Source organism: Salinigranum rubrum (genome assembly GCF_002906575.1).
In the GTDB taxonomy this organism is placed as follows: Archaea; Halobacteriota; Halobacteria; order Halobacteriales; family Haloferacaceae; genus Salinigranum; species Salinigranum rubrum.
Window position 1 is genome coordinate 238,784 of record NZ_CP026309.1, and the last position, 25,234, is coordinate 264,017.

Annotated in this window: 19 protein-coding genes and 2 pseudogenes; 14 read left to right on the forward strand and 7 right to left on the reverse strand. The window is 67.3% G+C overall.

The window, feature by feature from the left end; translation table 11 throughout:
- Positions 1-28 precede the first annotated feature (28 nt).
- Entirely contained in the window at positions 29-2,239 is a 2,211-nt protein-coding gene (locus C2R22_RS01145; RefSeq protein WP_103423942.1) for a glycoside hydrolase family 3 N-terminal domain-containing protein, read from the forward strand.
- A gap of 27 nt (positions 2,240-2,266) precedes the next feature.
- Here the strand turns inward: C2R22_RS01145 and C2R22_RS01150 are convergent, their stop codons facing one another.
- The gene (locus C2R22_RS01150; RefSeq protein ID WP_103423943.1) at positions 2,267-3,571 is read right to left on the reverse strand and encodes a helix-turn-helix transcriptional regulator; all 1,305 of its coding nucleotides are present in this window, start codon (positions 3,569-3,571) and stop codon (positions 2,267-2,269) included.
- A 314-nt stretch (positions 3,572-3,885) separates the two neighbouring features.
- Between C2R22_RS01150 and C2R22_RS01155 the strand changes: the two genes are divergently transcribed.
- Positions 3,886-4,371, forward strand: coding sequence for a type IV pilin N-terminal domain-containing protein (locus C2R22_RS01155; RefSeq protein ID WP_103423944.1), 486 nt, complete (start codon positions 3,886-3,888; stop codon positions 4,369-4,371).
- Positions 4,372-4,394: 23 nt separating this feature from the next.
- Here C2R22_RS01155 and C2R22_RS01160 read toward each other — a convergent pair whose 3' ends face one another.
- On the reverse strand, positions 4,395-5,018 hold the full coding sequence (locus C2R22_RS01160; protein WP_103423945.1) for a methyltransferase domain-containing protein: 624 nt from the start codon (positions 5,016-5,018) through the stop codon (positions 4,395-4,397).
- Positions 5,019-5,199: 181 nt separating this feature from the next.
- Here C2R22_RS01160 and ahaH point away from each other — a divergent pair, with 181 nt between their 5' ends.
- The 10 genes and pseudogenes from ahaH to C2R22_RS01210 all read left to right on the forward strand — a co-directional run bounded on the left by ahaH (position 5,200) and on the right by C2R22_RS01210 (position 16,444).
- Positions 5,200-5,532: an ATP synthase archaeal subunit H gene (gene ahaH / locus C2R22_RS01165; protein WP_103423946.1), complete on the forward strand. Its 333-nt coding sequence runs from the start codon at positions 5,200-5,202 to the stop codon at positions 5,530-5,532.
- Positions 5,519-7,802, forward strand: a pseudogene (locus C2R22_RS01170) (V-type ATP synthase subunit I). The gene ahaH and the pseudogene C2R22_RS01170 overlap by 14 nt, the downstream one beginning before the upstream one ends.
- Before the next feature lie 190 nt (positions 7,803-7,992).
- Positions 7,993-8,253 carry a F0F1 ATP synthase subunit C gene (locus tag C2R22_RS01175; protein WP_103427526.1) on the forward strand — a complete coding sequence of 87 codons (261 nt, stop codon included), beginning with the start codon at positions 7,993-7,995 and terminating at the stop codon, positions 8,251-8,253.
- A gap of 22 nt (positions 8,254-8,275) precedes the next feature.
- Complete coding sequence (locus tag C2R22_RS01180; RefSeq protein WP_103423947.1) at positions 8,276-8,860, forward strand: V-type ATP synthase subunit E; 585 nt, start codon at positions 8,276-8,278, stop codon at positions 8,858-8,860.
- The gene (locus tag C2R22_RS01185; protein ID WP_103423948.1) at positions 8,857-9,906 is read left to right on the forward strand and encodes a V-type ATP synthase subunit C; all 1,050 of its coding nucleotides are present in this window, start codon (positions 8,857-8,859) and stop codon (positions 9,904-9,906) included. The genes C2R22_RS01180 and C2R22_RS01185 overlap by 4 nt, the downstream gene beginning before the upstream one ends.
- On the forward strand, positions 9,903-10,235 hold the full coding sequence (locus tag C2R22_RS01190; protein ID WP_103423949.1) for a V-type ATP synthase subunit F: 333 nt from the start codon (positions 9,903-9,905) through the stop codon (positions 10,233-10,235). Before C2R22_RS01185 ends, C2R22_RS01190 begins: the two co-directional genes overlap by 4 nt.
- A gap of 3 nt (positions 10,236-10,238) precedes the next feature.
- Positions 10,239-11,995 (forward strand): annotated as a pseudogene (locus tag C2R22_RS01195) (ATP synthase subunit A).
- Positions 11,995-13,413, forward strand: a complete 1,419-nt coding sequence (locus tag C2R22_RS01200) for an ATP synthase subunit B (RefSeq protein ID WP_103423950.1) — start codon at positions 11,995-11,997, stop codon at positions 13,411-13,413. The pseudogene C2R22_RS01195 and the gene C2R22_RS01200 overlap by 1 nt, the downstream one beginning before the upstream one ends.
- A gap of 165 nt (positions 13,414-13,578) precedes the next feature.
- On the forward strand, positions 13,579-15,621 hold the full coding sequence (locus tag C2R22_RS01205) for a bacterio-opsin activator domain-containing protein (RefSeq protein ID WP_103423951.1): 2,043 nt from the start codon (positions 13,579-13,581) through the stop codon (positions 15,619-15,621).
- Positions 15,622-15,709: 88 nt separating this feature from the next.
- Positions 15,710-16,444: a bacteriorhodopsin gene (locus C2R22_RS01210; RefSeq protein ID WP_103423952.1), complete on the forward strand. Its 735-nt coding sequence runs from the start codon at positions 15,710-15,712 to the stop codon at positions 16,442-16,444.
- 360 nt (positions 16,445-16,804) lie between these two features.
- Here the strand turns inward: C2R22_RS01210 and C2R22_RS01215 are convergent, their stop codons facing one another.
- Positions 16,805-17,848 (reverse strand): zinc-dependent alcohol dehydrogenase, encoded by a 1,044-nt coding sequence (locus tag C2R22_RS01215; protein ID WP_103423953.1) that lies wholly within the window; start codon positions 17,846-17,848, stop codon positions 16,805-16,807.
- A 153-nt stretch (positions 17,849-18,001) separates the two neighbouring features.
- On the opposite strand from C2R22_RS01215, the gene C2R22_RS01220 reads away from it, so the two are divergent.
- Together C2R22_RS01220 and C2R22_RS01225 are read left to right on the forward strand one after the other, a co-directional pair.
- A complete protein-coding gene (locus tag C2R22_RS01220) occupies positions 18,002-18,775 on the forward strand; it encodes an SDR family NAD(P)-dependent oxidoreductase (protein ID WP_103423954.1) in 774 nt (257 codons plus the stop codon).
- A gap of 60 nt (positions 18,776-18,835) precedes the next feature.
- Positions 18,836-19,510, forward strand: coding sequence for a cyclase family protein (locus tag C2R22_RS01225; protein ID WP_103423955.1), 675 nt, complete (start codon positions 18,836-18,838; stop codon positions 19,508-19,510).
- A gap of 100 nt (positions 19,511-19,610) precedes the next feature.
- Here the strand turns inward: C2R22_RS01225 and C2R22_RS01230 are convergent, their stop codons facing one another.
- The 4 genes from C2R22_RS01230 to C2R22_RS01245 all read right to left on the reverse strand — a co-directional run bounded on the left by C2R22_RS01230 (position 19,611) and on the right by C2R22_RS01245 (position 25,148).
- Positions 19,611-20,618 (reverse strand): ABC transporter permease, encoded by a 1,008-nt coding sequence (locus C2R22_RS01230; RefSeq protein ID WP_245902851.1) that lies wholly within the window; start codon positions 20,616-20,618, stop codon positions 19,611-19,613.
- A gap of 1 nt (position 20,619) precedes the next feature.
- A complete protein-coding gene (locus C2R22_RS01235; RefSeq protein WP_103423956.1) occupies positions 20,620-22,212 on the reverse strand; it encodes a sugar ABC transporter ATP-binding protein in 1,593 nt (530 codons plus the stop codon).
- A 13-nt stretch (positions 22,213-22,225) separates the two neighbouring features.
- Positions 22,226-23,632 carry a sugar ABC transporter substrate-binding protein gene (locus C2R22_RS01240; RefSeq protein WP_216824779.1) on the reverse strand — a complete coding sequence of 469 codons (1,407 nt, stop codon included), beginning with the start codon at positions 23,630-23,632 and terminating at the stop codon, positions 22,226-22,228.
- A 283-nt stretch (positions 23,633-23,915) separates the two neighbouring features.
- Positions 23,916-25,148: a mandelate racemase/muconate lactonizing enzyme family protein gene (locus C2R22_RS01245; RefSeq protein WP_103423957.1), complete on the reverse strand. Its 1,233-nt coding sequence runs from the start codon at positions 25,146-25,148 to the stop codon at positions 23,916-23,918.
- Positions 25,149-25,234 lie beyond the last annotated feature (86 nt).

Genomic DNA, 25,234 nt, shown 5'->3' on the forward strand with positions numbered 1-25,234 from the left:
ACCCCGTATCTGAGTGAGTTTTTCGACCATGGCCGCTGACTACCCGCGTGACGACGACGGCCGCGTCGACGTCGACGCGCTCCTCGACTCGCTGACGCTCGCAGAGAAGGCGGGACAGTGCGCCGGCATCTACGTCGGCGAACTCGACGAACCGCTGAGCGTCGACGACGTCGAGGGACTCGTCGACAGCCACCACCTCGGCTCCGCGACGCCGTTCGGGTGGGCCGGGTCGCCACACGTCGCCCCGCACGACGTCGTCGCGGTCGCCAACCGACTCCAGCGACACGCCGTCGAGGAGACGCGGAGCGGGATTCCGCTCCTGATTCCGGTCGACGCGGTCCACGGCCACGCCTACGTCGACCACACGACGATATTCCCGCAGAACCTCGCGCTGGCGGCGTCCTTTTCGCCCGACCTCGCCGAGCACGTCGGACGGGTGACCGCGCGCGAAGCCCGCGCGACGGGCGTGACGACCAACTACGGCCCGACCTGCGACGTCGTCCGCGACCCGCGCTGGGGCCGGACGTTCGAGACGTTCGGCGAGTCCCCGTGCCTCGTCGGCGCGATGGCCGCCGCGAAGGGTCGCGGGCTTCAGGGCGACTCGCTGGACTCGACCGACAGCGTGGCCGCGACCGCCAAGCACTTCCCCGCCTACGGCGGCCCCCTGCGAGGCGAGGACGCCTCGCCCGTCGAGGTGTCGCCGTCGACGTTCCACCGCGTGTTCGTCTCCCCCTTCGTCGACGTCCTCGACGCCGGCGTCCGGAGCGTCATGCCCTGTTACAACTCCATCGACGGCGAACCCGCCCACGGTTCGACCCGCTACCTCCGCGACCTCCTCCGGGAGGAGTTGGGCTTCGACGGCGTCGTCGCCTCCGACTGGAACGGCGTCGAGATGCTCCACGCCGACCACCGGACGGCCGAAACCTCACAGGAGGCGGTCGGCGACGCGCTCTCCGCCGGCGTCGACATCGGTTCGGTGAACGGGACGCGCCACGCGGAGGCCATCGTCGAACTCGTCGAGGAGGGTACACTGGACGAGGCGGTGCTCGACGAGGCGGTGCGTCGCGTCCTCGCGCTCAAGCGCGACCTGGGCCTGTTCGAAGACCCCTTCGTCGACCCCGACCGCCTCGACAGCGTCCTCCGCCGCGCGGACCACACCGACCTCGCCGCCGAAGTCGCCCGCAAGGGCGTCTCTCTCCTCGAAAACGACGGTGTGCTCCCGCTCCTGGGCGATGAGGACGTTCTCGTGACCGGGCCCAACGCCGACGACCTGACGGCGCAGGTCGGCGGCTGGAGCGTCCTCGACCCGAGCGAGGGCGCGACGCTTCGGGAAGCGGTCGAAGACGCGTGCGACGGAGACGTCGCGTACGAACCCGGCGTGACCCACGACGGCGAGCGTGACATCGACGCCGCTGTCGACGCCGCGCGCGATGCCGACGTCGCCGTCGTCGCGCTCGGGGAGGGCTGGTACCTCCACGAGTTCGGCCCGAGCGAGATGAGCGGCACCACGACCGGAGAGTTCCCCTCCCGGCACCACTTCGAACTCCCGGAGCCACAGCGCACACTCGCAGAGGCGATTCACGAGACCGGCACGCCGACCGTGCTGGTGCTCTCGGCGGGGCGGCCCCTACCGATCCCGTGGGCGTCCGACCTTTCAGCCACGCTGTTCACCCCGCCGAGCGGCACCGAGGGCGGCCGGGCGCTCGCGGACGTCCTCTTCGGGGCGGAACCGGGCGGCGCGCTCCCCGTCTCGTTCGCCCGGTCGGCGGCGCACCTCCCCGTCCACCACGACTACGTTCGGCACCCCCGCCCCATCGGGGAGGACGAGCACCCGCCGTCGTACGACCCGCTCTATCCGTTCGGTCACGGGCTGAGCTACGCCGACTTCGCCCTCGACGACCCCTCGCTCTCGGAGACGACTGTCGCCGCGGGCGACCCGGTGACCGTCTCCGTGACCGTCGAGAACACCGCCGCTCGGGAGGGAACGCAGGTCGTCCAAGCGTACCTGCACGACGAGTACGCTTCGCGCGCGAAGCCGGTGCGCGAACTCTGTGCGTTCGAGCGTGTCGAACTCGACGGTGGGGAGTCGACGCGGGTGGAACTGACCGTCGACCCGGCGGCGATGGGCGTCGTCGATTCGGGCGGGGAACGAACGGTCGAACCGGGCGCGTTCACCCTCACCGTCGGGCGGTCGGCGACCGACGGCGAGGCCGTGCAGGTCGAGTTCTCGGTCGAGTAGCCGACCCGCGTCTCAGCCCTCCTCGTCCTACTCGTCGCCGTCGTCGTCGCCTTCGTCGGGGAGGGAGATGAGGTTCTCGCGGCCGAGTCTGAGCTTCTCGACCCGCCCCGTCTCGGCCATCGACGAGAGCAACTGTGACACCTTCGCGTCCGACCAACCGGTCTCCTTGACGATGTTCGCCTGCTTCATCCGGCCGCCGCGCTGTTCGAGGAGGTACTCGACGCGCTCCTCGTCGGAGAGCAGGTCGAAGTCCGGTTCGGGGTCGGGTTCGTCCCCTTCGTCGCCGGCCGTTTCGCCGTCGTCGCCGGCTCCGGCGACCGGTCCGGCCGTAGCCCCATCGGGTGACGTCGGTTCGGGCGTCGCTCCCGTCCCGGTCTCGGCCCCGCCTCCGCTCCCGGTCTCACCCTGCTCCTCGGCTGACTCGCCGCCGTTCGTCATCGCCTGGCCGGTCGACGGCTCGGGCGAGCCCCCTCCCCTCGTGTCGCGCGAGCGGACGAGGACGAACGCGACGGCGACGACGACGACGGCTGCGACGCCGCCACCGACGATGAGCGTCCACGGCAACTCCGCCTGGTCGCTCGCGCGGTAGGTGACGGAGAGCCGTTCGGCCTCGGAGAACTCGCGCGGCCCGTCGATGATGAGCGAGCCGTTCTGCTGCTGGATGGGGAAGCTCGTGCGGCTGATGACGTACCCCGGCGGGGTGACGATGGTGAGCCGCTGGTCGTCGCCGAGCGACGAGAGCCACGTGCCGCCGTCGCCGGTTCTGAACACGTCTCCGAGCTGGAGCGTGCCGTCGTCGGTCCGTTCGAGGAAGTTCGTCCAGGTGAACGACAGCCGGAGGACGCCCGCCGCGGTCTCGTTCTCCGGTGTCGGCGTCGCCGTCGGTGCCGCCGTCACCGTCCCGTTGGCCACTGTCGCGTTCCGTTCGACCGTCGCCTCGCGCGCGACGTCCCGGATCACCATACTCCGGCCGGTCGACTCGGCGGCCTCCGTCGCGAGGTTACGGAAGACACTGGCGTCGAGCCCGAGATCGGTCTGGCCGTTCTCGAACTCGGCGCCGAGCGTGCGGAACGCCTCGATCTCGTCCGCGCCGGTGAGCGGGTAGCGGTAGGTGACGGTCCACCGGGCGTCGGTGTCGCTCCGGAGTTGTACCTGTATCGCGGTCGACGGCAGGGCGTCGGATTCGACCTGCGCGACCGCCGGTGCCGTCGCGAACGCGGCCGCTGGTGCGTGCTCCTGTCCGTCGTCGACACCGGGAGGGACCAGGGCTGTTGCCGGTGCCGCGCCGGAGAGGATGATGAGGAGGGCGAGGGTGAGCGCGGCGCTCCGCATGTGCGTTCGTTCTCCTCATCGTGACGTCAAAACGCTTTCCATACCCGACACAGCCCCCGAAACGGCGTGCGAATCGCGCCCTCTCGAACCGCTTTCAGGTCTCTCGTCGTGTGCACCTCCCAGTCGCTCTGACTGTCCGCGCACCTGGCAACAGCCGCCTCTCTGTCGGTTGTCACCCGTCGACGTGTCGCCAACCGCCTCTCGACCGTCGAACGACGCCGTCCGTGCGTCGGACCAGGCCCCGAGCATCGTCCGACGTCCCCGTGTGAGTATTCAAGTACGGGGACGCGCCCAACGGCACCTGACCCAGACGTATGCTCGACCGCTCCACGCCTCACGCCCGCGGACTCGCTCCCCTCGCCGGTGTCGTCCTCGTCCTCGTCACGTTCTGCCTCGCCGCCACCGTGTCGGGTGCCGTCCTCGCGAGCGGTCACGACGTCTCCGGTGACCTCTCGCCCCGCGTCTCGCTGTCGCTCGCTGTCGACGGCGACTCGCTCGCGCTCACCCACCGCGGCGGCGACGCGCTCGACGTCACGGCGCTTCGGCTCGTCGTGACGGTCGACGGCGAACCGCTCGCACATCAGCCACCGGTCCCGTTCTTCTCGGCACGCGGGTTTCACCCCGGACCGACCGGGCCGTTCAACAGCGCCGCGGACCCGCGATGGGCGGCGGGTGAGACGGCGAGCGTCCGCGTCGCCGGGACGAACCAGCCGACGCTCGAAGCCGGAGGGACGGTCACCGTTCGCGTGTACGTCGACGACGCGCTGGTCGCCGAGGCGTCGACGCGGACGGCGTCGTGACTCGACGGTGGGGGTCGCTCACCTCACTCATCGGGGGCGCGCGCCACGGTGACGATGGCGCGGGGCGACCCCGGCTGACGCTGGAGGACGCGGTGTTCGATGTCGACGAAGCCGGCCTCCTCGAACATCTGCTGGGCCTCCTCCTCGTCGTAGAAGAGCATGATGGCGTCGGCGAGCTTCTGGAACACCGTCGACTTGGGGTCGTCGGGTCCGACGACGAGCACCTGGTTGCCGGGCTTCACGACGCGGCGGAACTCCACGAGCGCGTCGACGGGGTTCGGCCAGTACTCGATAGAGCCCGAGGACCACACCACGTCGAACGTGTCGTCCTTGAAGGGAAGCCGTTCGGCGTCACCGCGGTAGAACTTCACCTTGTCGTGTTTGCCGAACTTCTCGAACGCCTTCTCCATCTGGTGGACCGACTGGTCGAGCCCGTGGACGTCGTCGGTGTGTTCGAGCAGCCCCTCGGTGGCGAATCCCGTCCCGCAGCCGACGTCGAGCACCCGGTCGTCGCGCTCGATGTCGACCATCGAGAGCGCCTCCGCGCGCATCTCCTCGTCCCAGATGAACGGGTTCACCTGGTCGTACACCTTCGAGAGGTACTTGTAGAAGAGGCGTGCTCGCGCCTTGTTCTCGAGGACTCCCATCTCGTCCCGGCTTAGGAGTCGTCTGGCATAACGGTGCGGATTTGTCGTGGACGCGAGACGGACAACGCTTTCACCGCGGCCGCCATACGGCCCGACGTGACCGGTGTGTCCTGTGGTGTTCCGCGCGAGTGTTCCGCAAACACCTTATACGCCGCTTGCACACCTCACGGGTGATAGGAGTATGCCGAGACCAGAGGTTCTCGACCGAATCAAGCAGGCCGAACAGGAGGCCGACGAGATCATCGCGGAGGCGAAAGAGGACCGCGAGGAGACGATCTCGGAGGCCCGAACGAAGGCCGAGCGCATCCGGGCGGAGGCCGAGGAGACGGCCGACGAGCTGGAGGAGTCACGGCTCGCCGAGGCCCGCAAGGAGATCGAGGCCGAGCGCGAGCGCCTCCTCGCGGAGGGGGCCGACGACCGCCAGCGACTGCGCGAGGAAGCCGAATCGAACGTAGACGAGGCGGTCGAATACGCCATCGAACAGTTCGAGGAGGCGGTGCATGCTCAGACCTGAGCAGATGAGCAAGGTTTCGGTGACGGGCTCGAAGAAGGTCATGGACGACGTCGTCGAGACGGTCCACGGCCTCAACTTGCTCCACGTCACCGAGTACGACGGGTCCTGGGACGGATTCACGCAGGGCAACCCCACGGAGGGTGCCGAGAGCGCCTCGGAGAAGCTCGTCACCATCCGCTCCATCGAGAGCATCCTCGACGTCGACGAGGAGGACGCCGGGCCGACGCGCGTCGTCTCCGACGAGGCGCTCGCGGAGGACCTCGCGGAGGTCCGAAGCCGCGTCAACGAACTCGACGACCGCCACAACGAGATCGAGTCCGAACTCCGCGAGGTCGAAGAGCGTATCGAGTCGATGGAGCCGTTCGTTGCGCTCGGCATCGACCTCGACCTCCTCTCCGGGTACGAGTCCATCGAGGTCTCGGTCGGCGAGGGCAAACGCGACCTCGTCGAGGACGCGCTCGCCGCGTCCTCGGCGGTCAAGAACTACCGGGTGTTCGCCGCGGACGACGGGTCGACGCTGGGCGTCTTCGCCCAGCCCACCGAGGGCGAGTCGCTCTCGGACGCCCTCGTGGGCACCGAGTTCGCGGCCGTCCAGATTCCGGACGTCTCCGACGTCCCCGAGGAGGTCCGCGGCGCGGACGGCGCGGTCCCCCCGAAACGTACGTCCAGGAACTGCAGGGGCGACGGAAGAAGCTCCGGTCCCGACTGGAGACGGTCGAACGGGAACTGGAGGAGGTCAAGCTCGACGCGGCGGGCTTCCTCCTCGCCGCCGAGGAGCGACTCGCCATCGAGGTCCAGAAGACGGAGGCTCCCCTCACCTTCGCGACGACGGAGAACGCCTTCGTCGCCGAGGGGTGGATCCCCACCACGCGGTACGGTGACTTCGTCGCCGAACTCACCGACGCGGTCGGTGACCACGTCGAAATTCAGCGGCTCGAAGACGCACAGTTCAACCGCCACGGCGGCGAGGAACTGCGCGAGGAGTACACCGGCGGCGGGACGCCCGCGGCGGCCGACGGCGGCCGGCAGGCGCAGACCGACGGCGGCAAAGAGGCAAAAGCCGACGGCGGCAAAGAAGCCAAGGCCGACGGCGGAAGCGTCGTGATGAAGAACGACGACCCGCCGGTCGTCCAGGACAACCCGAGCGTCGTCAAGCCGTTCGAGGTGCTGGTGCAGGCAGTGGGGCGACCGAAGTACACCGAGTTCGACCCGACGGTCCTGGTGTTCCTCACGTTCCCGGCGTTCTTCGGGTTCATGATCGGTGATCTCGGCTACGGGATCATCTACACCGCAATCGGCTACTACCTCTACTCGAAGTTCGACTCGCCGGCGTTCAAATCGATGGGCGGCATCACCATCGCGGCCGGGCTGTTCACGATGCTGTTCGGCATCCTCTACGGCGAAATATTCGGGTTGCACACCATCGCGTCGGTCTTCTGGGAGGGGGTCGTTGGGCTCTCGCACGCCCCGATCGAGAAGGGCCTCTCGCCCGCCACCAGCGAGTGGGCGCTGGCGTGGCTCTTCGTGAGCGTGCTGATCGGCATCGTTCACCTCAACGCAGGCTGGATCCTCGACTTCATCGAGAACCTCGAGTTCCACGGCTTCAAGCACGCGCTCTACGAGTCCGGTTCGTGGCTTCTGATGCTCAACGGCATCTGGGTCTGGATCTTCTCGAGGAGCGCCGAGGCGCAGAAGCCCGACTTCATCTTCCACGTCTTCGCGGGGAGCCGTTCTCGCTCGGCTTCGCCGGCTTCCCAGCCGTGGTCGGCCTGCTGGGGTTCGGCGTCTTCGTTCTGGGCCTCGTCCTGCTCATCGTGGGCGAACCCGTCGAAGCGGTCGAGTTCCTGAACGTGCTGGTCAACGGCCTCTCGTACACCCGAATCGCCGCCGTGCTGCTGGCGAAGGCGGGGATGGCCTTCACGGTCAACCTCCTGTTCTTCGGAGTGTACGTCGATAGCAAAGGTGGATGGCACTTCGGTGTCGACGGCATGCCGACCATCCCGGCTGGCACCGACTCCGTAATGTACCACGGCTACGAGGTCACCGAGGTCCTCTTCGGCGGCCTCGTCCACGGCAGCGTGGCGTTCGTGCTCGTCGGCCTCCTCGTGCTCGTGATCGGTCACGCGCTGGTCCTCGCGCTCGGGATCACCAGCGCTGGCCTGCAGGCGGTGCGTCTCGAGTACGTCGAGTTCTTCGGAAAGTTCTTCGAGGGCGGCGGGACCGAGTACGAGCCGTTCGGCTACGAGCGGCAGTACACGGCCGACGACTGACGCTCCCCTCGTCGTCGCGGTTCGCTGTTCGCTCGCCCCGGTTCGGGCCTCGTCCCGTGGCCAGCCGTAACTCCGTTTTCTCCCGATTCGGGCGCTGTCCATGCGTTTTGGGAAGCTTTATGATGACCCTGCCTCCACAAACGAACGTTCGGAGACGACCAACACGGACACTGAGACATACCACACAACCATGATTGACGCTGCAACCCAGCTGGCGAACGTCGTATTGCAGGAAGGCGCATCCGCACCCGCGATTCCCCCGCAGGCCGCTGCTGCGCTGGCCGTCGGGCTGGCCGCCTTCGGTGCGGGATACGCCGAGCGTGGTATCGGTGCCGCCGCGGTCGGCGCCGTCGCGGAGGACGAGGACCTCTTCGTGCAGGGGCTCATCTTTACAGTCCTGCCGGAGACGCTCGTTATTCTCGCGCTCGTCGTCGTCTTCCTGGTCGGGTAACCACTCCCCTTTCCCTTTACCAATGAGTCTGGACACAGTTGTCGAGGACATTCGAGACGAAGCCCGCGCGCGTGCCGAGGAGATTCGTACGGAGGGCCAAGAGCGCGCCGACGAGATCGTCGCCGAGGCCGAAGCCGACGCGGAGCAGATCGTCGAAGAGCGCGAACGGGAGGTCGAGCGACAGATCGCTCAGGAGCGCGAACAGGCGCTGTCGGCCGCCAAACTCGAGGCCAAGCAGGAACGCCTCGAAGCGCGCCGTGACGCCCTCCAGACCGTGCGAGAGCAGGTCGAAACGGAGCTGGCCGAACTCTCCGGCGGCAAGCGTGAAGAGCTCACTCGGACGCTCCTGGACGCCTCTGCCGCGGAGTTCGACGACAGCGCGGACGTCGTCGTCCACGGCCGCGACGCCGACGAGGCGATGCTCGTGTCGATCCTCACCGACTACGAGGGCTTCACGCTCGGCGCGGACACCGTCGACTGCCTCGGCGGCGTCGTCGTCGAGTCGGAGACGTCGCGCGTTCAGGTGGACAACACCTTCGACTCGCTCCTCGACACCGTCTGGGAGAACAACCTGAAGGAAGTCAGCGGCATCCTCTTCGACCAATGAGTTCCAGTGCCGGCAGCTCGAATCCGGAGTACGTCAACGCCCGTGTTCGAGCCCGTCGGAGCGAGCTCTTCGCGGACGAGGACTACCGCAAGCTCGTGCGGATGAGCACGGCGGAGATCGCCCGGTTCATGGAGGAGTCGGCGTACGAGGAGGAGATCAACGCCCTGGGTGCGCGGCACTCGGGCGTCGACCTCATCGAGTACGCCCTCAACCGAAACCTCGCGAAGCAGTTCGACGACATCCTCGACTGGGCGGACGGGCGGCTGTACGACCTCATCGCGCGCTACCTGCGGAAGTTCGACGCGTGGAACGTCAAGACCGTCGTCCGCGGTATCTACTCCGACGCGTCGCGCGAGGAGATCGAGTCCGACCTCATCCGCGCCGGCGAGTTCTCCGACCGACTCGTCACCCGACTCCTCGACGCGGGCAGCATCGAGGAGGTCGTCGACGTCCTCGACCGGACGATGTTCGGCCCCGCGCTCGCGGCGGCGTACGACGAGTACGAGTCCTCGGGCGTGCTGGTCCCGCTGGAGAACGCGGTCGACCGCGTCTTCTACGAGAACCTCCTCTCGGGGGTCACGTGGGACGAGACGACCCAGCAGTACCGCGACCTGCTCAAGGCCGAGGTCGACTTCCGGAACGCGCGGAACGCCCTCCGACTGGCTCGAAGCGGTGCGGACATCGACCCCGGGGAGTACTACATCGAGGGCGGGCGGCTGTTCGGTCCGGCGGAACTGAGTAGCTTGGCGTCGAACCCCGACGAGCTCGTCCAGCGAATCCGCGACTCGACGTACGGCGACGACCTCTCGGAGGCGCTCGACGACATCGAAGCGGCCGAGAGCCTCATCGCGTTCGAGCGCGCGCTCGAGACGGCGCTCTTGGAGTACTCGTCCAGTCTGGGCAACGTCTTCCCCCTCTCGGTGAGTCCGGTGATCTCGTACATCCTGGCGAAGGAACGCGAGGTCGACAACATCCGGGCCATCGCACGGGCCCGCGAAGCCGGGCTCTCCCCCGAACAGATCGAGGAGGAACTGGTGATACTATGAGTCAGGAGATCGCCGTCGTCGGGAGCCCCGACTTCACCACGGGCTTCCGCCTCGCGGGCGTTCGGAAGTTCGAGAACGTCCCCGACGAGGAGAAAGATGCACAGCTCGACGAGGCCGTCATGGAGACGCTCGACGACGACGAGGTCGGCATCATCGTGATGCACGACGACGACATGGACCACCTGTCCCGGCAGGCTCGGCAGGCCGTCGAGGGGAGCATCGAACCGGTGCTCGTCACCCTCGGCGGCGGTGCCGGCGCAGGCGGCCTCCGCGAACAGATCAAGCGAGCCATCGGTATCGACCTAATGGACGAGGACGAGAGCGAATAAGACATGAGTCAGGCAACACAAGACGTCCGAGAGGACGGCATCATCGAGAGCGTGAGCGGTCCGGTCGTGCAGGCCGTCGACCTCGACGCCCGCATGAACGACGTCGTCTACGTCGGCGACGAAGGGCTGATGGGCGAAGTCATCGAGATCGAGGGCGACATCACGACCATCCAGGTGTACGAGGAGACCTCCGGCGTCGGCCCGGGCGAACCCGTCGAGAACACGGGCGAGCCGCTGACGGTCGACCTGGGGCCGGGCCTTCTGGACTCCATCTACGACGGCGTCCAGCGGCCCCTCGACGTCCTCGAATCCAAGATGAACAGTGCGTTCCTCGACCGCGGGGTCGACGCGCCCGGTATCGACCTCGAGAAGGAGTGGTCCTTCGAGGCCACCGTCGAGGCGGGCGACGAAGTCGGTCCCGGTGACGTCGTCGGTATCGTCGAGGAGACGGTGAGCATCGACCACAAGGTCATGGTGCCCCCGGCTCCGACGGCGGCGTCGTCGAGACGGCCGAATCCGGCGACTACAACGTCGAGGAAGCCGTCGTCACCCTCGAGAGCGGCGAGGAGATATCGATGCACCAGGAGTGGCCGGTCCGACAGGCCCGTCCCACCGTCACGAAGCAGACCCCGACCGAACCGCTCGTGTCGGGTCAGCGCATCCTCGACGGTTTGTTCCCCATCGCCAAGGGCGGGACGGCCGCGATTCCGGGGCCGTTCGGCTCCGGGAAGACCGTCACCCAGCACCAGTTAGCGAAGTGGGCCGACGCGGACATCGTCGTCTACGTCGGCTGTGGCGAACGTGGCAACGAGATGACGGAGGTCATCGAGGACTTCCCCGAACTGGACGACCCCAAGACCGGGAATCCGCTGATGGCCCGCACCTCGCTCATCGCCAACACGTCGAACATGCCCGTCGCCGCCCGCGAGTCCTGTGTGTACACGGGCATCACCATCGCGGAGTTCTACCGCGACATGGGGTACGACGTGGCGCTGATGGCCGACTCCACCTCGCGGTGGGCCGAGGCCATGCGCGAGATTTCCTCCCGACTGGAGGAGATGCCCGGCGAGGAGGGGTACCCCGCGTACCTCTCCGCGCGCCTCTCGCAGTTCTACGAGCGCGCCGGCTACTTCGAGAACGTCAACGGCACCGAGGGCTCGATTTCGGCCATCGGCGCCGTCTCACCGCCGGGTGGGGACTTCTCCGAGCCGGTCACGCAGAACACCCTGCGTATCGTCAAGTGCTTCTGGGCGCTCGACGCCGACCTCGCCGAGCGTCGTCACTTCCCCTCGATCAACTGGAACGAGTCGTACTCGCTGTACCGGGAGCAGCTCGACCCCTGGTTCGAGGAGAACGTCACCTCCGACTGGGCGGACATCCGCCAGTGGGCGGTCGACACCCTCGACGAGGAGGCCGAACTCCAAGAGATCGTTCAGCTCGTCGGCAAGGACGCCCTGCCGGAGGACCAGCAGCTCACCCTCGAGGTGGCGCGCTACCTCCGCGAGGCGTACCTGCAGCAGAACGCGTTCCACCCGACCGACACCTACTGTGAGCCGGCGAAGACGTACGGCATTCTGACGGCGATCAAGACGTTCAACGACGAGGCGTTCAAGGCGCTCGAAGCCGGCGTTCCCGTCCCCGAGATCACCGACATCGACGCCGCCCCGCGGCTGAACCGCATCGGCGTCCAGGAGGACTGGGAGGCGTACATCGAGGAGCTCAAAGAAGACATCACGGAACAACTCCGGGAGAAGTACTAATGAAGAAGTACCAGACTATCACCGAGATCAGCGGTCCGCTGGTGTTCGCCGAGGTCGACGAACCGATCGGCTACGACGAGATCGTCGAGATCGAGACGCCCGCCGGCGAGACAAAGCGCGGTCAGGTGCTCGAATCCTCGAAAGGCCTCGTGGCCATCCAGGTGTTCGAGGGCACCACCGGTATCGACCGAAACGCTTCCGTAACGTTCCTCGGCGAGACGTTGAAGATGCCCGTCACCGAGGACCTCCTCGGCCGAGTGCTCGACGGGTCGGGACAGCCGATCGACGGCGGTCCCGAAATCGTCCCCGACGAACGCCGCGACATCGTCGGCGCCGCCATCAACCCCTACTCGCGGGAGTACCCCGAGGAGTTCATCCAGACGGGTGTGTCGGCCATCGACGGCATGAACACGCTGGTGAGAGGGCAGAAGCTCCCGATCTTCTCCGGATCGGGCCTCCCGCACAACGACCTCGCGCTGCAGGTCGCCCGACAGGCGACCGTCCCCGAAGAGGAAGAGGGCGGCGACGAGGACGGCTCGGAGTTCGCCGTCATCTTCGGCGCGATGGGCATCACGGCGGAGGAGGCGAACGAGTTCATGGAGGACTTCGAGCGCACCGGCGCGCTGGAACGCTCGGTCGTCTTCATGAACCTCGCGGACGACCCCGCCGTCGAGCGGACGGTCACGCCGCGACTGGCGCTCACCACGGCCGAATACCTCGCGTTCGACAAGGGCTACCACGTCCTCGTCATCCTGACGGACATGACGAACTACTGTGAGGCCCTGCGCGAGATCGGTGCCGCCCGCGAGGAGGTTCCGGGTCGCCGGGGCTACCCCGGGTACATGTACACCGACCTCGCCACCCTCTACGAGCGCGCCGGCCGCATCCAGGGTCGTGAGGGCTCGGTCACGCAGATTCCCATCCTCACGATGCCCGGTGACGACGACACCCACCCCATCCCGGACCTCACCGGGTACATCACCGAGGGACAGATCTACGTCGACCGGAACCTCAACTCCCAGGGCGTCCAGCCCCCGGTCAACGTGCTTCCCTCGCTCTCTCGCCTGATGGACGACGGGATCGGCGAGGGCCTCACCCGCGAGGACCACGCCGACGTCTCCGACCAAATGTACGCCGCGTACGCGGAGGGCGAGGACCTCCGCGACCTGGTGAACATCGTCGGCCGCGAGGCCCTCTCGGAGAGGGACAACAAGTACCTCGACTTCGCCGAACGGTTCGAGGACGAGTTCGTCGACCAGGGCTTCACCACCGAGCGCTCCATCGACGAGACGCTCGACATCGGCTGGGACCTCCTGTCGATGCTGCCCAAGGAGGGGCTCAACCGGATCGACGAGGAACTCATCGAGAAGTACTACCGCGAGGACGAGACGGCCGAGACGGTCGAAGCCGAGGCGTAACGGGCCTTCCCGTCACGCTTTCCCAAAGTAAAGCCACCTTCCCTCACATCCCCGACAGCCGCCGCTCTCGCGTCCCGTGGTACAGGGGAGAGAACAGGGTCGCCCGGCACGCCCGACCGACGCGGCCGCGCGAACTATTACGGTCCCGCCGCTCGATACGCGGGTATGACCGACGCGCTCGATGTAGAGTCGGGCACCTCCCGTCCGGGCGAGGCGAGAGAGGACTTCTCCGACGTGACCGTCGTCCTCGTGGCGGCCGGCGATCGACTGCGTTCGCGAGCGACGACGCTCCTGACCGACGTCTTCGGACGCGACGACGTCACGAGCGTCGGCCACCTCGACGACGTTCCTGCCGAGACGCCCGCCAGTTGTCTCGTCGTCGCGGACGACGCGGTCGACGACCTCGCCGGCGTCGTCGCCGGCTACCCGGAGGCGGCCGTCATCGTCCTCGCGACGGCCCCTTCCGACCGAACGACTGGAGCGGCGCTGGACGCCGGCGCGGCGGACGTCGTCCCCGTCGACGAGTCGAACCGGTTCGGCCGGCTGGGCGAGCGCGTCGCGGCGGTCGTCGCGTGGGGCGAGTTCCGACCCGAGGCGACCGCACGCATCACAGAGGAGCTGAAAGAACAGGCGATGGACGAGGCGCCCGTGGGTATCACTATCGCGGACTTCTCGCTGCCCGACCGACCGCTGGTGTACGTCAACCGGGCGTTCTGCCGGACGACCGGCTACAGCCCCGCGGAGGCGCTCGGGCGCAACTGCCGCTACCTGCAGGGACCCGACACCGACCCCGAGTCGGTCGCGAAGCTCCGGCGTGCGGTCGACGCGGGCGAGCCGACGTCGGTCGAACTCCTCAACTACCGGCGCGACGGGTCGGAGTTCTGGAACCGCGTCGACATCGCGCCAATCGAGAACAGCGATGGGGAGGTCACCCACTACGTCGGGTTCCAGACGGACATCACGGCCCGCGTACGTGCGGAGGAGGCGGCAGAGCGGTACGCCGCCGCCGCCAACCGCGAGCGCGAACGGCTCCAGGGACTGCTCGAACACATCGAGGGGCTCCTCGAAGACGTCACGGGCGTCCTCGTCCGGGCCGAGAGCCGCACGGAACTCGAACGCGGCGTCTGCGAGCAGGTGGCGGACGCCCCCTCGTACGCGTACGCCTGGGTCGGCGACTGCGACCTCGCCCCCGACACGGTCGTGCCGAAGGTGTGGACCGAGGACGCCGACGAGATGACGAGCGGCGACGCCGTCGAGGATCTCGTCATCGACCGCGACGACACGAGCGAACCGGTCGGGCGGGCAGTCTCGACGCGCACGCCACGGGCGGGCCTCGTCGAGGGAACCGTTCACGCGGCCGCCGGCGTCCCGTTCGAGGGCGTGGTCGCGGTCCCGCTCCTCCACCGCGAGACGCTCTACGGCGTTCTCGTGGTGTACACCCACACCACGGAGGTGGAGGAGCACGAACTGGTCGTTCTCGGGACGGTCGGGCGGGCCGTCGGCGCGGCCATCGACGCGTTCGAGAGCCGGCGGACGTTGCTGACGGAGAGCGTGGTCGAACTCCAGGTCGTCGTCGACGACCCGACGGACCCGCTGGTCGCACTCGCGACCGAGGCGGGCTGCTCGCTCGCCTCGGAGGGGTTCGTCGTCCGCGACGACGGGACCATCCTCGTGTTCGTCTCCGTGACGCCGCCGGAGACCGAACTCGACGCCGTTTCCGTCCCCGACATCGAGGAGGTTCGCCGCATCGGCGAGGCGACCGAGACCGGCCTGTTCGAGGTCGTCCTCCCCGCCAAATCGAACCTCTCGCTCGTCGCCGAGACCGGCGGCCGACTGACCGACCTCGGCGTCGACCCGCAGGACGGCTCGCTCACACTGACGGTCACCGTCGCCGACCGCTCGACCGGTCGGGCGCTCCTCGACGGACTGCGGGAGGTCTCTTCGAGCGTCCGGGTGGGTCGCATCCGCGAGCGCGACACCCCGCCGGCCACCCGGCGGGGGTTCGTCGCGGACGTCGAGGACGCGCTCACGGAGAAGCAGCGAACGGCGCTCCAGCTCGCGCACGTCGGCGGCTTCTTCGAGTGGCCCCACGGCATCTCGGGCGACGAACTCGCCGACGCGATGGGCGTCTCACGGTCGACGTTCCACCAGCACCTCCGCGCGGCGGAGAAGAAACTCGTCTCGCGCTTTCACCGCGACGACTCCTAGCACGTTTCAGTGCCTTCTAGCCGATTTAGGACGTCCCAACTAGTTCGGTATCCGCGTTATGCTCTCGGCGGTCCTCCGTTCGCCTGCAATGGCAACTCCAGGCAGTGAATCCATCTGGCTGTGGCTCGGCACCGCCGGAATGACGCTCGGGACGCTCTACTTCGTCGCCCGCGGCTGGGGCGTCGAGGACGCGGAGCAGCAGCGCTTCTACATCATCACCATCTTCATCACCGCTATCGCCTCCGCGGCGTACTTCGCGATGGCGACGGGCTTCGGCCTCACACAGGTGACGGTCAACGGCCAGGTGCTCGACATCTACTGGGGCCGGTACGCCGACTGGCTGTTCACCACGCCCTTACTCCTCTTGGACCTCGCGCTCCTGGCGCGTGCGAGTAAGAACACCATCTACACGCTCGTCGGCCTCGACGTGCTGATGATCGGGACCGGTGTCATCGGCGCGCTCGCCGCCTCGTCGGCGTTCGTCCGTATCGTCTGGTGGGCGATCAGCACGGTGTTCCTGCTGTTCCTCCTGTACTTCCTCCTCCGCGCGCTCAGCGAGGCCGCCGAGAGACAGACCCCGGAGGTACGGAAGTTGACCACGACCCTCCGGAACATGCTCGTCGTGCTCTGGCTCGCGTACCCGGTGGTGTGGATCCTCGGCACCGAGGGAACCATCGGCATCATCCCCCTGTACTGGGAGACGGCGGCGTTCATGGTGCTGGACCTGACCGCGAAGGTCGGCTTCGGGTTCGTCCTCCTGCGCAGCCACTCGATCCTCGAAGCGGCGACGCAGTCGACCGGCGCAGCCCCGACCGCGGACTGACGACTCGGTCCGCCTCTTTCGGAGTGGTCCACTCACCAGCGACAGCCTCGCTGTTCTCGTGACAGAGAGATATCTACTTGGACAATCAGTGCGTCGTACTCCTCGAATTCCCCCATCGACCGAATCGGTGTTATTCGGACGTCTGGTGTTCGAATCGACGCAAATAGATATCTGACCGGATTCGAGTTCGAATCGAATATAACGGTAGTAAATCAATCTTCTCGACAGTCGAATTTTGTGTGCCTTACTGGCTTATTCTCTCGTCCGCGTCCGAACGTAATCCAATTATATCTATCTAAAACGGGTCGTGGTGATCGAGTCGCCGGAGTCGTCTTACCCTCGCTGGACGTGTCGGACCGCTCAGTCTCTGAGTTCGGACACGTCGAACACCGGCTTGCACGTCTCGCCGGCGACGAACGCCTCGAACGCCGCGTCGGCGTCGAGCAGCGAGAACCGATCGTCGACGAACGTCTCGCAGTCGACGGCGCCGCTGCGGATGAGTCGGAAGGACCGCTCGAAGTCCTGGTACATCGACGCGTACGAACACTGGAGGTCGATCTCCGCGCGGACCAGCGGCGAGTACGGCATCGTCGTCTCGCCGGTCTGACCGACCAGCACGATCTGTCCGCCCTTCCGAACCTCCTCGACGGCGCTCGTCAGCCCCGATGGGTGGCCCGTCGTGTCGAACACGACGTCGTAGCCGACGCCGTCGGTGTGTCGCTCCCGGCGTTCCTCGGGGTCGTCCGCCGCGACGTTGACCGTCTCGAACCCCAATTCTTCGCCGAGCGGAAGCCGATACTCGGCGTCCTGACCGACGCCGGAGACGACCACGGTCCCGCCTTGGGCGGCGGCGATCTGTGCGGTGAGCAGGCCGATGGGACCCGGCCCCTCGACGAGCACGGTGTCGCCCGCGCCGACGCGGGAGTTCTCGATGACCGCGCGGGCCGCAATGCTCGTCGGTTCGGCGACGGCGGCGTGTTTCTGTTCGACGTCGTCGGGAATCGGATGGAGCGCCGATTCGGGGACGACGAGGAACCGCTCGTACGCCCCGTCGTGGTCGACGCCGGTGATGACGGCGTCCTGGCAGACGTTCTCCTCGCCGATCCGACACTGATAACACTCGCCACAGCCCCGAATCGGCCGCTCGACGACCCGGTCCCCGACCGAGAAGCCCGTCACGCCGTCGCCGACTTCGACGACCCGACCGGCGTACTCGTGGCCGATGACCGTCGGGAGGTTCATCCGCTCGAACGCCGACTCGAACTCGTAGATGCCGGCGTCGCTACCGCAGAGGCCAGCGTAGTCGACCTCGACGAGCGCCTCTCCCTCGCCGGGTTCGGGTCGCGGTCGGTCGACGAGTTCCATAGCCCCGTGGCTCCGTTCGACTTTGGCAAGTCCACGCATGCTCTGTGGTCGACTTCGGACCGACATAATGGTAGGGGGTTCGACGGTGTGTGACGGGTCCCGCTCGGCGTCGTCGGCTCTCCTCGGTCGTCCACGCCGTGACACGGTTTCGGGTTCCACAAGTATAATACGACCACCCGAGAGAGGGGAGACATGGTCGAGTACACACACACGCCAGTGTCCGTCAGCGGCAAACGAGCGGTCGTCGTCGGCGGGACGAGCGGCATCGGGCAGGCCATCGCGCTCGGGTTCGCCGAGGAGGGTGCGGACGTCATCGCCACCAGTCGCAGCGAGGAGAAGGTCGACGAGACCGCGGCGGCCATCGAGGAGCGCGGCGCGAACACCGCCCGCATCACCTGTGACGTGACCGACGCCGCGTCGCTCGATGCAGTCCGTGAGACCGCCGTCGAGGAGTTCGGCGGCGTCGACGTGGTCGTCGCCTCGCAGGGTGCCATCTCCCGGGCGACGGTGCTGGGCATCAGCGACGACGAGTGGGACTTCGTCACCGACGTCGCCCTCGACGGCGTCCGCAAGGTGACACAGGCCTTCGCCCCCGCGATGGACGAGGGCGGTTCGATCATCAACATTTCGTCGCTGGCCGCACAGCTCTCGATGGCGAACCTCCCCGCGTACTCGGCGGCCAAGGGCGGCGTCGACGCCTTCACCCGCGTGTCGGCGAAGGAACTCGCTCCGGACGTCCGCGTCAACGCCATCGCTCCGGGCTTCGTCATCACGCCACAGAACGCCGACACGTACGCCGAGGGAACCGAGAAGCGCGCGCGCATCGACGAACGGGCGCCCATCGGTCGCGTCGCGGAGCGCGAGGAGATGGTCGGGGCGGCTGTCTTCCTGGGGAGCGACGCGTCGTCGTACGTCACGGGAGAGGTCATCACCGTCGACGGCGGCTTCTCCGACAGCGCGTTCTGACGGCGGCCTCCCCCGACGTCCACGTGCGGTTTTATCCCACACCCGCCCGTACCGACGGCTATGAGCCGGTGGATAGACCTGACGCAGCCGATTACCGAGGACGTCGCGACGCACCCGCCCGGCCACACGCTGCCGGAGTTCGAACCCCTCGCGACCTACGACGAGGACGGGCACAACGCGACGCGTCTCCACCTCGAAACGCACTGTGGAACCCACATGGACGCGCCGACGCACTTCTTCCCCGCCGACGAGTACGACACCATCGACGCCGTCTCGCCGGCCGAGATGATCACCGAGGGCGTCGTCCTCGACTGCACCGACGTGGGTCGCGCGGAGGCCATCTCCCCCGAGCGCGTTCGCGCGGCAGTCGCGGCCGCGTCCGTCTCGGTCGAACCGGGTGACTTCGTCATCGTGGATACGGGCATGGACCCGACGACGACCGACCCCGACACGTATCTCCACGAGTACGCGTACCCCTCGGTGGCGGCCGCCGAGTTCCTCGTCGACGCGGGCGCTGGCGTCGTTGCGACCGACGCGCTCGGTGTCGACGCTCCCGGTGCCAGCGTCGCCGACCACGACGTCCACCGGGCGCTCCTCGGCAACGGCGTCCGTATCGTCGAGGGCGTCGCCGACCTCGGGTCGGTGGAACCGGGTCGGTACGACGTCGTCTGCACGCCGCTTCCCTACGCGGGGCTCGACGGGTCGCAGGTCCGACTGCTGGTCCGCCCGCAGTAGCGCTCTCGGTCGAATCAGCGAACGGTCCGAGACGGACTCCGACGCGACGTGTCCGTGACCTCCAGCACGACGGGCGAGCGACGGAACGCCGCCCGTTCGCTCACTTCACGATGTCTATCTTGCGGCGGTCCATCGACATGGCGACGGCGACGATGACGACGAACCCGAGGACGATGTCCTGGACGAACGACTGGATGCCGACCAGGTTCATCCCGTTGGCGAGGACGCCGATGACGAGGACGCCGAGGATGGTGCGATGGGGGCCGCCGACGCCGCCGGTCAGTGCGGTCCCGCCCATCACGATGGCCGCGATGGACTGCAGCAGCAGGCCGGTCCCCATCCCGGGCGCCGCGGAGGCCGTCCGCGCGGTGAGCAACGCGCCCGCGACGCCACAGAGGAAGCCCGAGACGACGAACGCACCGATCTTGTACCGGTCGACCTTCACGCCGGAGAGGTCGGCGACCTCCTCGTTCTCGCCCAGCGCGTAGCAGTAGCGGCCGAACGGCGTCTTGAACGCGACGAACACCATCAGGACGTAGAACAACAGCCCCCAGACGACGATGTTCGGCACGTTCCCGACGAGCGTGCCGTTCGAGACCCACCGGACCGTCTCGTCGCGGAACGGGATCGAAGTCCCACCGGTGATGAGCAGCGCGGTCCCCGCGAGGATCGACAGCGAGCCGAGCGTCACGAGGAAGGAGGGAATCTTGAACTTCGCGAAGACGACGCCGTTGAGCGCGCCGAAGACCGTTCCGGCGACGACGGCGACGAGCAGCGCGGCGAGTCCAAGTTGGTAGTCGGAGATCAGTATCGCCGCGATGACGCCCGTGATCCCCACCATCGACTCGATGGAGAGGTCGATGCTCTGCTGGAGGATGGGGAACGTCCCCGCCAGCGAGACGAGAAGCAAGATTGTGCTGTTTCGCATCACGTTGTCCACGAGGTTCGACACCGTCAGGAACACCGGCGACGCCAGGCTGAACCCGACGACGAGCAGCGCGAGGAGCGCGAACGGACCCAGGTCGATGATCCAATCTTGGAGTTCTCGGTCCGAGCGCATCTGGTCTATCTTCTGGCGCACGCTGTCGACTGCCGTTCGTTCTGCCATCTCAGATCATCTCCTGTATGATTTCCTCTTCGGTGGGTTTGTCGCCGGCCGGCGCGTCGATGACGTCGACGAGTCGGCCCTTCTTCATCACGCCGATACGGTTGGACATGCCGATCACCTCGGGGAGTTCGTCGCCGATGAACACCATCGAGAAGCCGTCCTCGGCGAGGTCACGACAGACCCGGTACACCTCCTCCTTGGCGGCGACGTCGATGCCGCGGGTGACGTTGTCCATCACGAAGGTGTCCGTCTCGCGCTGGAGCCACTTCGCGAGGACGACCTTCTGCTGGTTGCCGCCGCTCAGTTTGTACACGAGCGTCTCCACTCCGGGGGTCCTGATGTCGAGTTCCTCGACGGACCGGGCCGCCATGGACTCCTCCTTGTCGTGGTCGATGAGCGAGAGGAGCTTCCCGAGGCCACCGAAGTCGTCGGAGACGCGGTCGGTTCCGATGCTCGGGAGCGAGACGTTCATCGTGAGCGACTGGTAGAGCAGCAACCCCTCGGCCTTCCGGTCCTTCGGGATGTAGCCGACGCCCGCCTCGACCATCCGGGACAGCGACCCCGGCCGCACCTCGTCGCCGCGAACGGTGACGGTTCCGGCGTCGGCGGCGTCGGCCCCGCAGATGACGCGCCCGAGGCGGCTCTTGCCCGAGCCTTCGACGCCCACGACACCGAATATCTCGCCCTCGTGGAGCGTGAACGAGACGTCGTCGAGACGGTCCTCGGTGGTCAGTCCATCGACCTCCATCGCGACGTCCGCGTCGGCGTCGATGGACACCTGCCGGTCGGTCCGGTAGTACTCGCTGGCCGTCTCGCGTCCGACCATCGCCCGCTGGAGCGCCGACTCGGACGCCTCGCTTGCCTCGAACGTCTCGACCAGTCTGCCGTCCTTCAGGACGAAGATGCGGTCGCTGACCTGGAGCACCTCGTCGAGTTCGTGCGAGACGAACACGAACGAGGCGCTGTCTCGGAGGTCGTTTATCCGGTCGAACAGCAGGTCACGCCCGGCCTCTTCGAGTCCGGCCGTCGGTTCGTCGAGGAGGATGATCGGGTGGTCCGTGTCGATGGACTGGCTGAACGCCTTGGCGATCTCCAGCATCTGCTTCTCGGTGAACGAGTACGACGAGACCCGCTCGGAGACGTCCAGGTCGATGCCCAGTTCGTCGACGATCCGTTGGGCCTTCTCCCGCATCGCCCCCTGGTCGACGACGCCGAACCGGGAGAAGTCCGGGATCTGGTCCAGGAAGATGTTCTCGTACCCGGTGAGGTTCGGAACGACGTCCTGTTCCTGCTTCACGATCGAGATGCCGCGGTGGGCCGCGTTCCGCGGGTCGGTGATCTCGACCGGTTCGCCGTTCAGGACGATCCGACCCCCGTCCGGCTGGTGGATGCCGGTCAGCACCTTGAGGAGCGTGCTCTTCCCCGCGCCGTTCTCGCCGACGAGGCCGATCACCTCGCCGGTGCCGATTTCGATCGAGACGTCGGCCAGCGCGTCGACGTGTCGAAACGACTTCGAGACGCCGTCGACCCGGAGACGGACGTCGTCGCTGTTTCCCTTCGCGCCGCGTCCAGTCGTCGCCGTGTCGCTCGTCATCGTCCCCCGACATTCAGGCGTAGGGGTTCGCGCCGTTCTCGAACCGTTCTCGGTAGTCTTGCTCCACCTGGTCGAACAGGTCCGCGTTGTCGTACTCGCTCGGCACCGAGTAGTTCGACGGCTTGTTCTCCTCCGTCCACAGGAGTTGGCTGAAGTCCTCCCGCCGGATCGGGCTCAGCAGGTTCTGTGGGTCCCACTCGTCGCCGCTCTCTTCGACCGACATCGCCTGCCAGTCGTAGGGGGACTCGCCCTCCGAGAAGGCGACGTCGAGGTACCGCTGCGGACTCGTGAACGAGACGTCCATGTCGCCGAACGTGTCCCGCGACAGCGAGTCGTTGATGATCATCGCGCCGCCGCCGAACATCATGCGCTCGGGCACCTCGGGCCGCCACCCGTGGAGCCAGTCGTACCCCTTGACCACGGCCCACCCGCCCTGCCAGAAGGGTTGCGCGGCGAACGTGCCCGCGAGCCAGGGCTGTCCGGAGTCTGCCGAGCGGTCGCGGACCAGGCCGACCGACTCCTGGAAGCCGTCGTAGCCGACCACCGGCACGGCCATGTCGTTCTCTTCGAGGACGGAGAGCGCGCCCAGCGCGACGCCGTCGTTCTGGCCGTAGACGCCGTCGATGTCGTCGCCGAACTTCGAGAGGAAGTCCGACATCGCCTGGCGGCCGGTCGCGCGCGTCCACTCGCTCGGAATCGGTTCGCCGAGTCGCTCGATGTCGGGGTACTCCTCCATCGCGAGTTCGACGCCAGCGTTGCGGTGTGAGCCGACGTGGCCCGGAACGCCGGTGATGTGGACGAAGTTCCCCGACCCACCCATCGCCTCGAAGAGGACGCGAGCCGTCGCGGCACCGGTTCTCACGACCTCGGGGATCTGGTACTGGAGGAACTCCGGGCCGGTGTCCAGCGGTGTCCACCACGTGGCCATCGTCCAGTAGCTGATGAACGGGACGCCGCCCTCCGCGGCCACGTCGGCGATGGAGCGGACGCCCGAGTTCTGGTAGGCGGTGCCGGTGATCATGTCCGCCCCGCCGGTGATCGCCGCCTGAAGCTGCGACATCTGCTGTGACTCCTGCCCGCCGTGTGTCTGGTAGTCCACGCTGAGGTCGAGGGCGCTCGCCGCCTCCCGAGCGCCGGCGAGGAACGCCTGCCAGATGTCGTTCTCGATGTTGTCCGGCGAGACGAACGCCTTGTCGATGGTTCCGTCGTACTGCCACTCGGAGGCGGATTCGCCACCACTACCCTCGGTGCTGGTACTCCCACCGCCGCCCCCACCACTCCCACTCGTGCCGCCTTCGGTCCCGCCGCCGCCACCACCGGTTCCGGAACAGCCCGCGAGCCCCGCGATGGCTCCGACGCCGAGCCCCTTGAGATACTTCCGTCTATCCAGCGTCACGCGTGGATTGTCATCATCGAGCATACCATTATCCAGGTATTTCCTAATCGACATAAAACTTGTGACCGCGCGAGTGACAACGACCCCCCGCCGGTTTCGCCCGACGGGGACGAATCCGGGCGGCCCGCTACGGGTCGAGCGAGGGGGCCCGCTCGATTATATATGGCCTCGCGTGGGTCGAGGGCCCAGCGACGGGAGGGGTCCCTTCCGCCTCGTCGAACAGTGCAGCACTCCGTACTGCTGGCTCGACGCGACTACGCCTCGTCGAACAGCGCGAGACGTAACCTCGCTGGCTCGACGAGTCGTTTCACTCCTCGTCGAACATCGTCTGGCCCTCGGCGAGGTGCTCCTCGACGGCGTCGAAGTCCAGTGTCAGGCCGAGGCCGGGCTTCTCGGGGATCTGCATGTAGCCGTCCTGGATGAGGCCGTCCTCCTCGACGAGGTCCTCCCACCAGCCGAGTTCGTACGAGTGGTACTCGACGGCCAGCGAGTTCGGGATGGCCGCACCGACCTGCGCCGAAGCCATGGTGGCGATGGGCGAGGAGACGTTGTGCATCGCCACCGGGACGTAGAACATCTCGGCGAGCGTGGCGATCTTCATCGTCTCGCGCATCCCGCCCACCTTGGGCACGTCGGGTGCGATGATGTCGACCGCCTGTTCGGTGAGGAGTTGCCGCTGGCCGTGGGTCCGGTAGACGTTCTCGCCGACCGCGATGGGCGTCCCGGTCGACTGAGTGACCTCCCGCTGGACGTCGTGGTTCTCCGGCGGGACGGGGTCTTCGAGCCACCAGACGTCGTACGCTTCGAGTTCGCGTGCGAGGCGTTTCGCGCTCCCGGCGGTGAACGACCAGTGGCAGTCGAACGCGGCGTCGGCGCGGTCGCCGACGCGCTCTGTCACCTTTCGAACGATCTCGGCCTTGTGTTCGATCTCGGGGGCCCGCAGGTGGCGGTTCGCGCGGTCCTTCTCGTGGCCCGAGGGGACGTCGAGGTCGAACTTCAGCGCGTCGTATCCCAACTCGTCCACGACGCGTTCGGCCTCGTCGGCGCAGGCGTCGGGGTCGGCCTCGTCCTCCGTGTGGCAGTCACAGTAGACGCGCACCTCGTCGCGGTACTTCCCGCCGAGGAGTTGGTAGGCAGGGACGTCGAGGACCTTCCCCGCGGCGTCGTGCAGCGCCAGTTCGATGCCCGAGATGGCCGCGATGTCCTTCCCGGCGATCGAGCCCTCGCCGGACGTCTTCTGCACCATGTGTTCGTACAGCCGGTCGATGTCGAGGGGGTTCTCGCCGACGATGAAGGGTCTGAGCCGGTCGATGATCTCCGGGATGGCCCCGCCCCAGTACGCCTCGCCGTTGCCGACCACGCCGGCGTCCGTGTACACCCTGACCAGCGTCCACGGGTAGTTCCCGTCGACGATGACCGTCTGGACGTCGGTGATCTCCACGTCGCGGTCGCCCCGGTCCCCGGTGAGTCCCATCGTCTCCGCCGAGAGGTCCCGCATCGTGTACTCCGCGTTCGGGTCTCGTAACTGTCCGTAGTTCATGCGTCGTTCGGACTTCTCACAACTCCGTAAAAACAGTTCCGGACCGCTGGGGGTCCGTTCCCAGGCCGTGCGACACGAGCGTGCCG

Coding starts and splice junctions, on each gene's coding strand:
- C2R22_RS01160 (WP_103423945.1), bottom strand. CDS start 5,018: ATGGGAGTCCTCGAGAACAAGGCGCGAGCACGCCTCTTCTACAAGTAC.
- C2R22_RS01235 (WP_103423956.1), bottom strand. CDS start 22,212: ATGACGAGCGACACGGCGACGACTGGACGCGGCGCGAAGGGAAACAGC.
- C2R22_RS01150 (WP_103423943.1), bottom strand. CDS start 3,571: ATGCGGAGCGCCGCGCTCACCCTCGCCCTCCTCATCATCCTCTCCGGC.
- C2R22_RS01210 (WP_103423952.1), top strand. CDS start 15,710: ATGGCAACTCCAGGCAGTGAATCCATCTGGCTGTGGCTCGGCACCGCC.
- C2R22_RS01190 (WP_103423949.1), top strand. CDS start 9,903: ATGAGTCAGGAGATCGCCGTCGTCGGGAGCCCCGACTTCACCACGGGC.
- C2R22_RS01180 (WP_103423947.1), top strand. CDS start 8,276: ATGAGTCTGGACACAGTTGTCGAGGACATTCGAGACGAAGCCCGCGCG.
- C2R22_RS01145 (WP_103423942.1), top strand. CDS start 29: ATGGCCGCTGACTACCCGCGTGACGACGACGGCCGCGTCGACGTCGAC.
- C2R22_RS01155 (WP_103423944.1), top strand. CDS start 3,886: ATGCTCGACCGCTCCACGCCTCACGCCCGCGGACTCGCTCCCCTCGCC.
- C2R22_RS01225 (WP_103423955.1), top strand. CDS start 18,836: ATGAGCCGGTGGATAGACCTGACGCAGCCGATTACCGAGGACGTCGCG.
- C2R22_RS01240 (WP_216824779.1), bottom strand. CDS start 23,632: ATGCTCGATGATGACAATCCACGCGTGACGCTGGATAGACGGAAGTAT.
- C2R22_RS01220 (WP_103423954.1), top strand. CDS start 18,002: ATGGTCGAGTACACACACACGCCAGTGTCCGTCAGCGGCAAACGAGCG.
- C2R22_RS01200 (WP_103423950.1), top strand. CDS start 11,995: ATGAAGAAGTACCAGACTATCACCGAGATCAGCGGTCCGCTGGTGTTC.
- C2R22_RS01245 (WP_103423957.1), bottom strand. CDS start 25,148: ATGAACTACGGACAGTTACGAGACCCGAACGCGGAGTACACGATGCGG.
- C2R22_RS01230 (WP_245902851.1), bottom strand. CDS start 20,618: ATGGCAGAACGAACGGCAGTCGACAGCGTGCGCCAGAAGATAGACCAG.
- C2R22_RS01175 (WP_103427526.1), top strand. CDS start 7,993: ATGATTGACGCTGCAACCCAGCTGGCGAACGTCGTATTGCAGGAAGGC.
- C2R22_RS01185 (WP_103423948.1), top strand. CDS start 8,857: ATGAGTTCCAGTGCCGGCAGCTCGAATCCGGAGTACGTCAACGCCCGT.
- C2R22_RS01215 (WP_103423953.1), bottom strand. CDS start 17,848: ATGCGTGGACTTGCCAAAGTCGAACGGAGCCACGGGGCTATGGAACTC.
- C2R22_RS01205 (WP_103423951.1), top strand. CDS start 13,579: ATGACCGACGCGCTCGATGTAGAGTCGGGCACCTCCCGTCCGGGCGAG.
- ahaH (WP_103423946.1), top strand. CDS start 5,200: ATGCCGAGACCAGAGGTTCTCGACCGAATCAAGCAGGCCGAACAGGAG.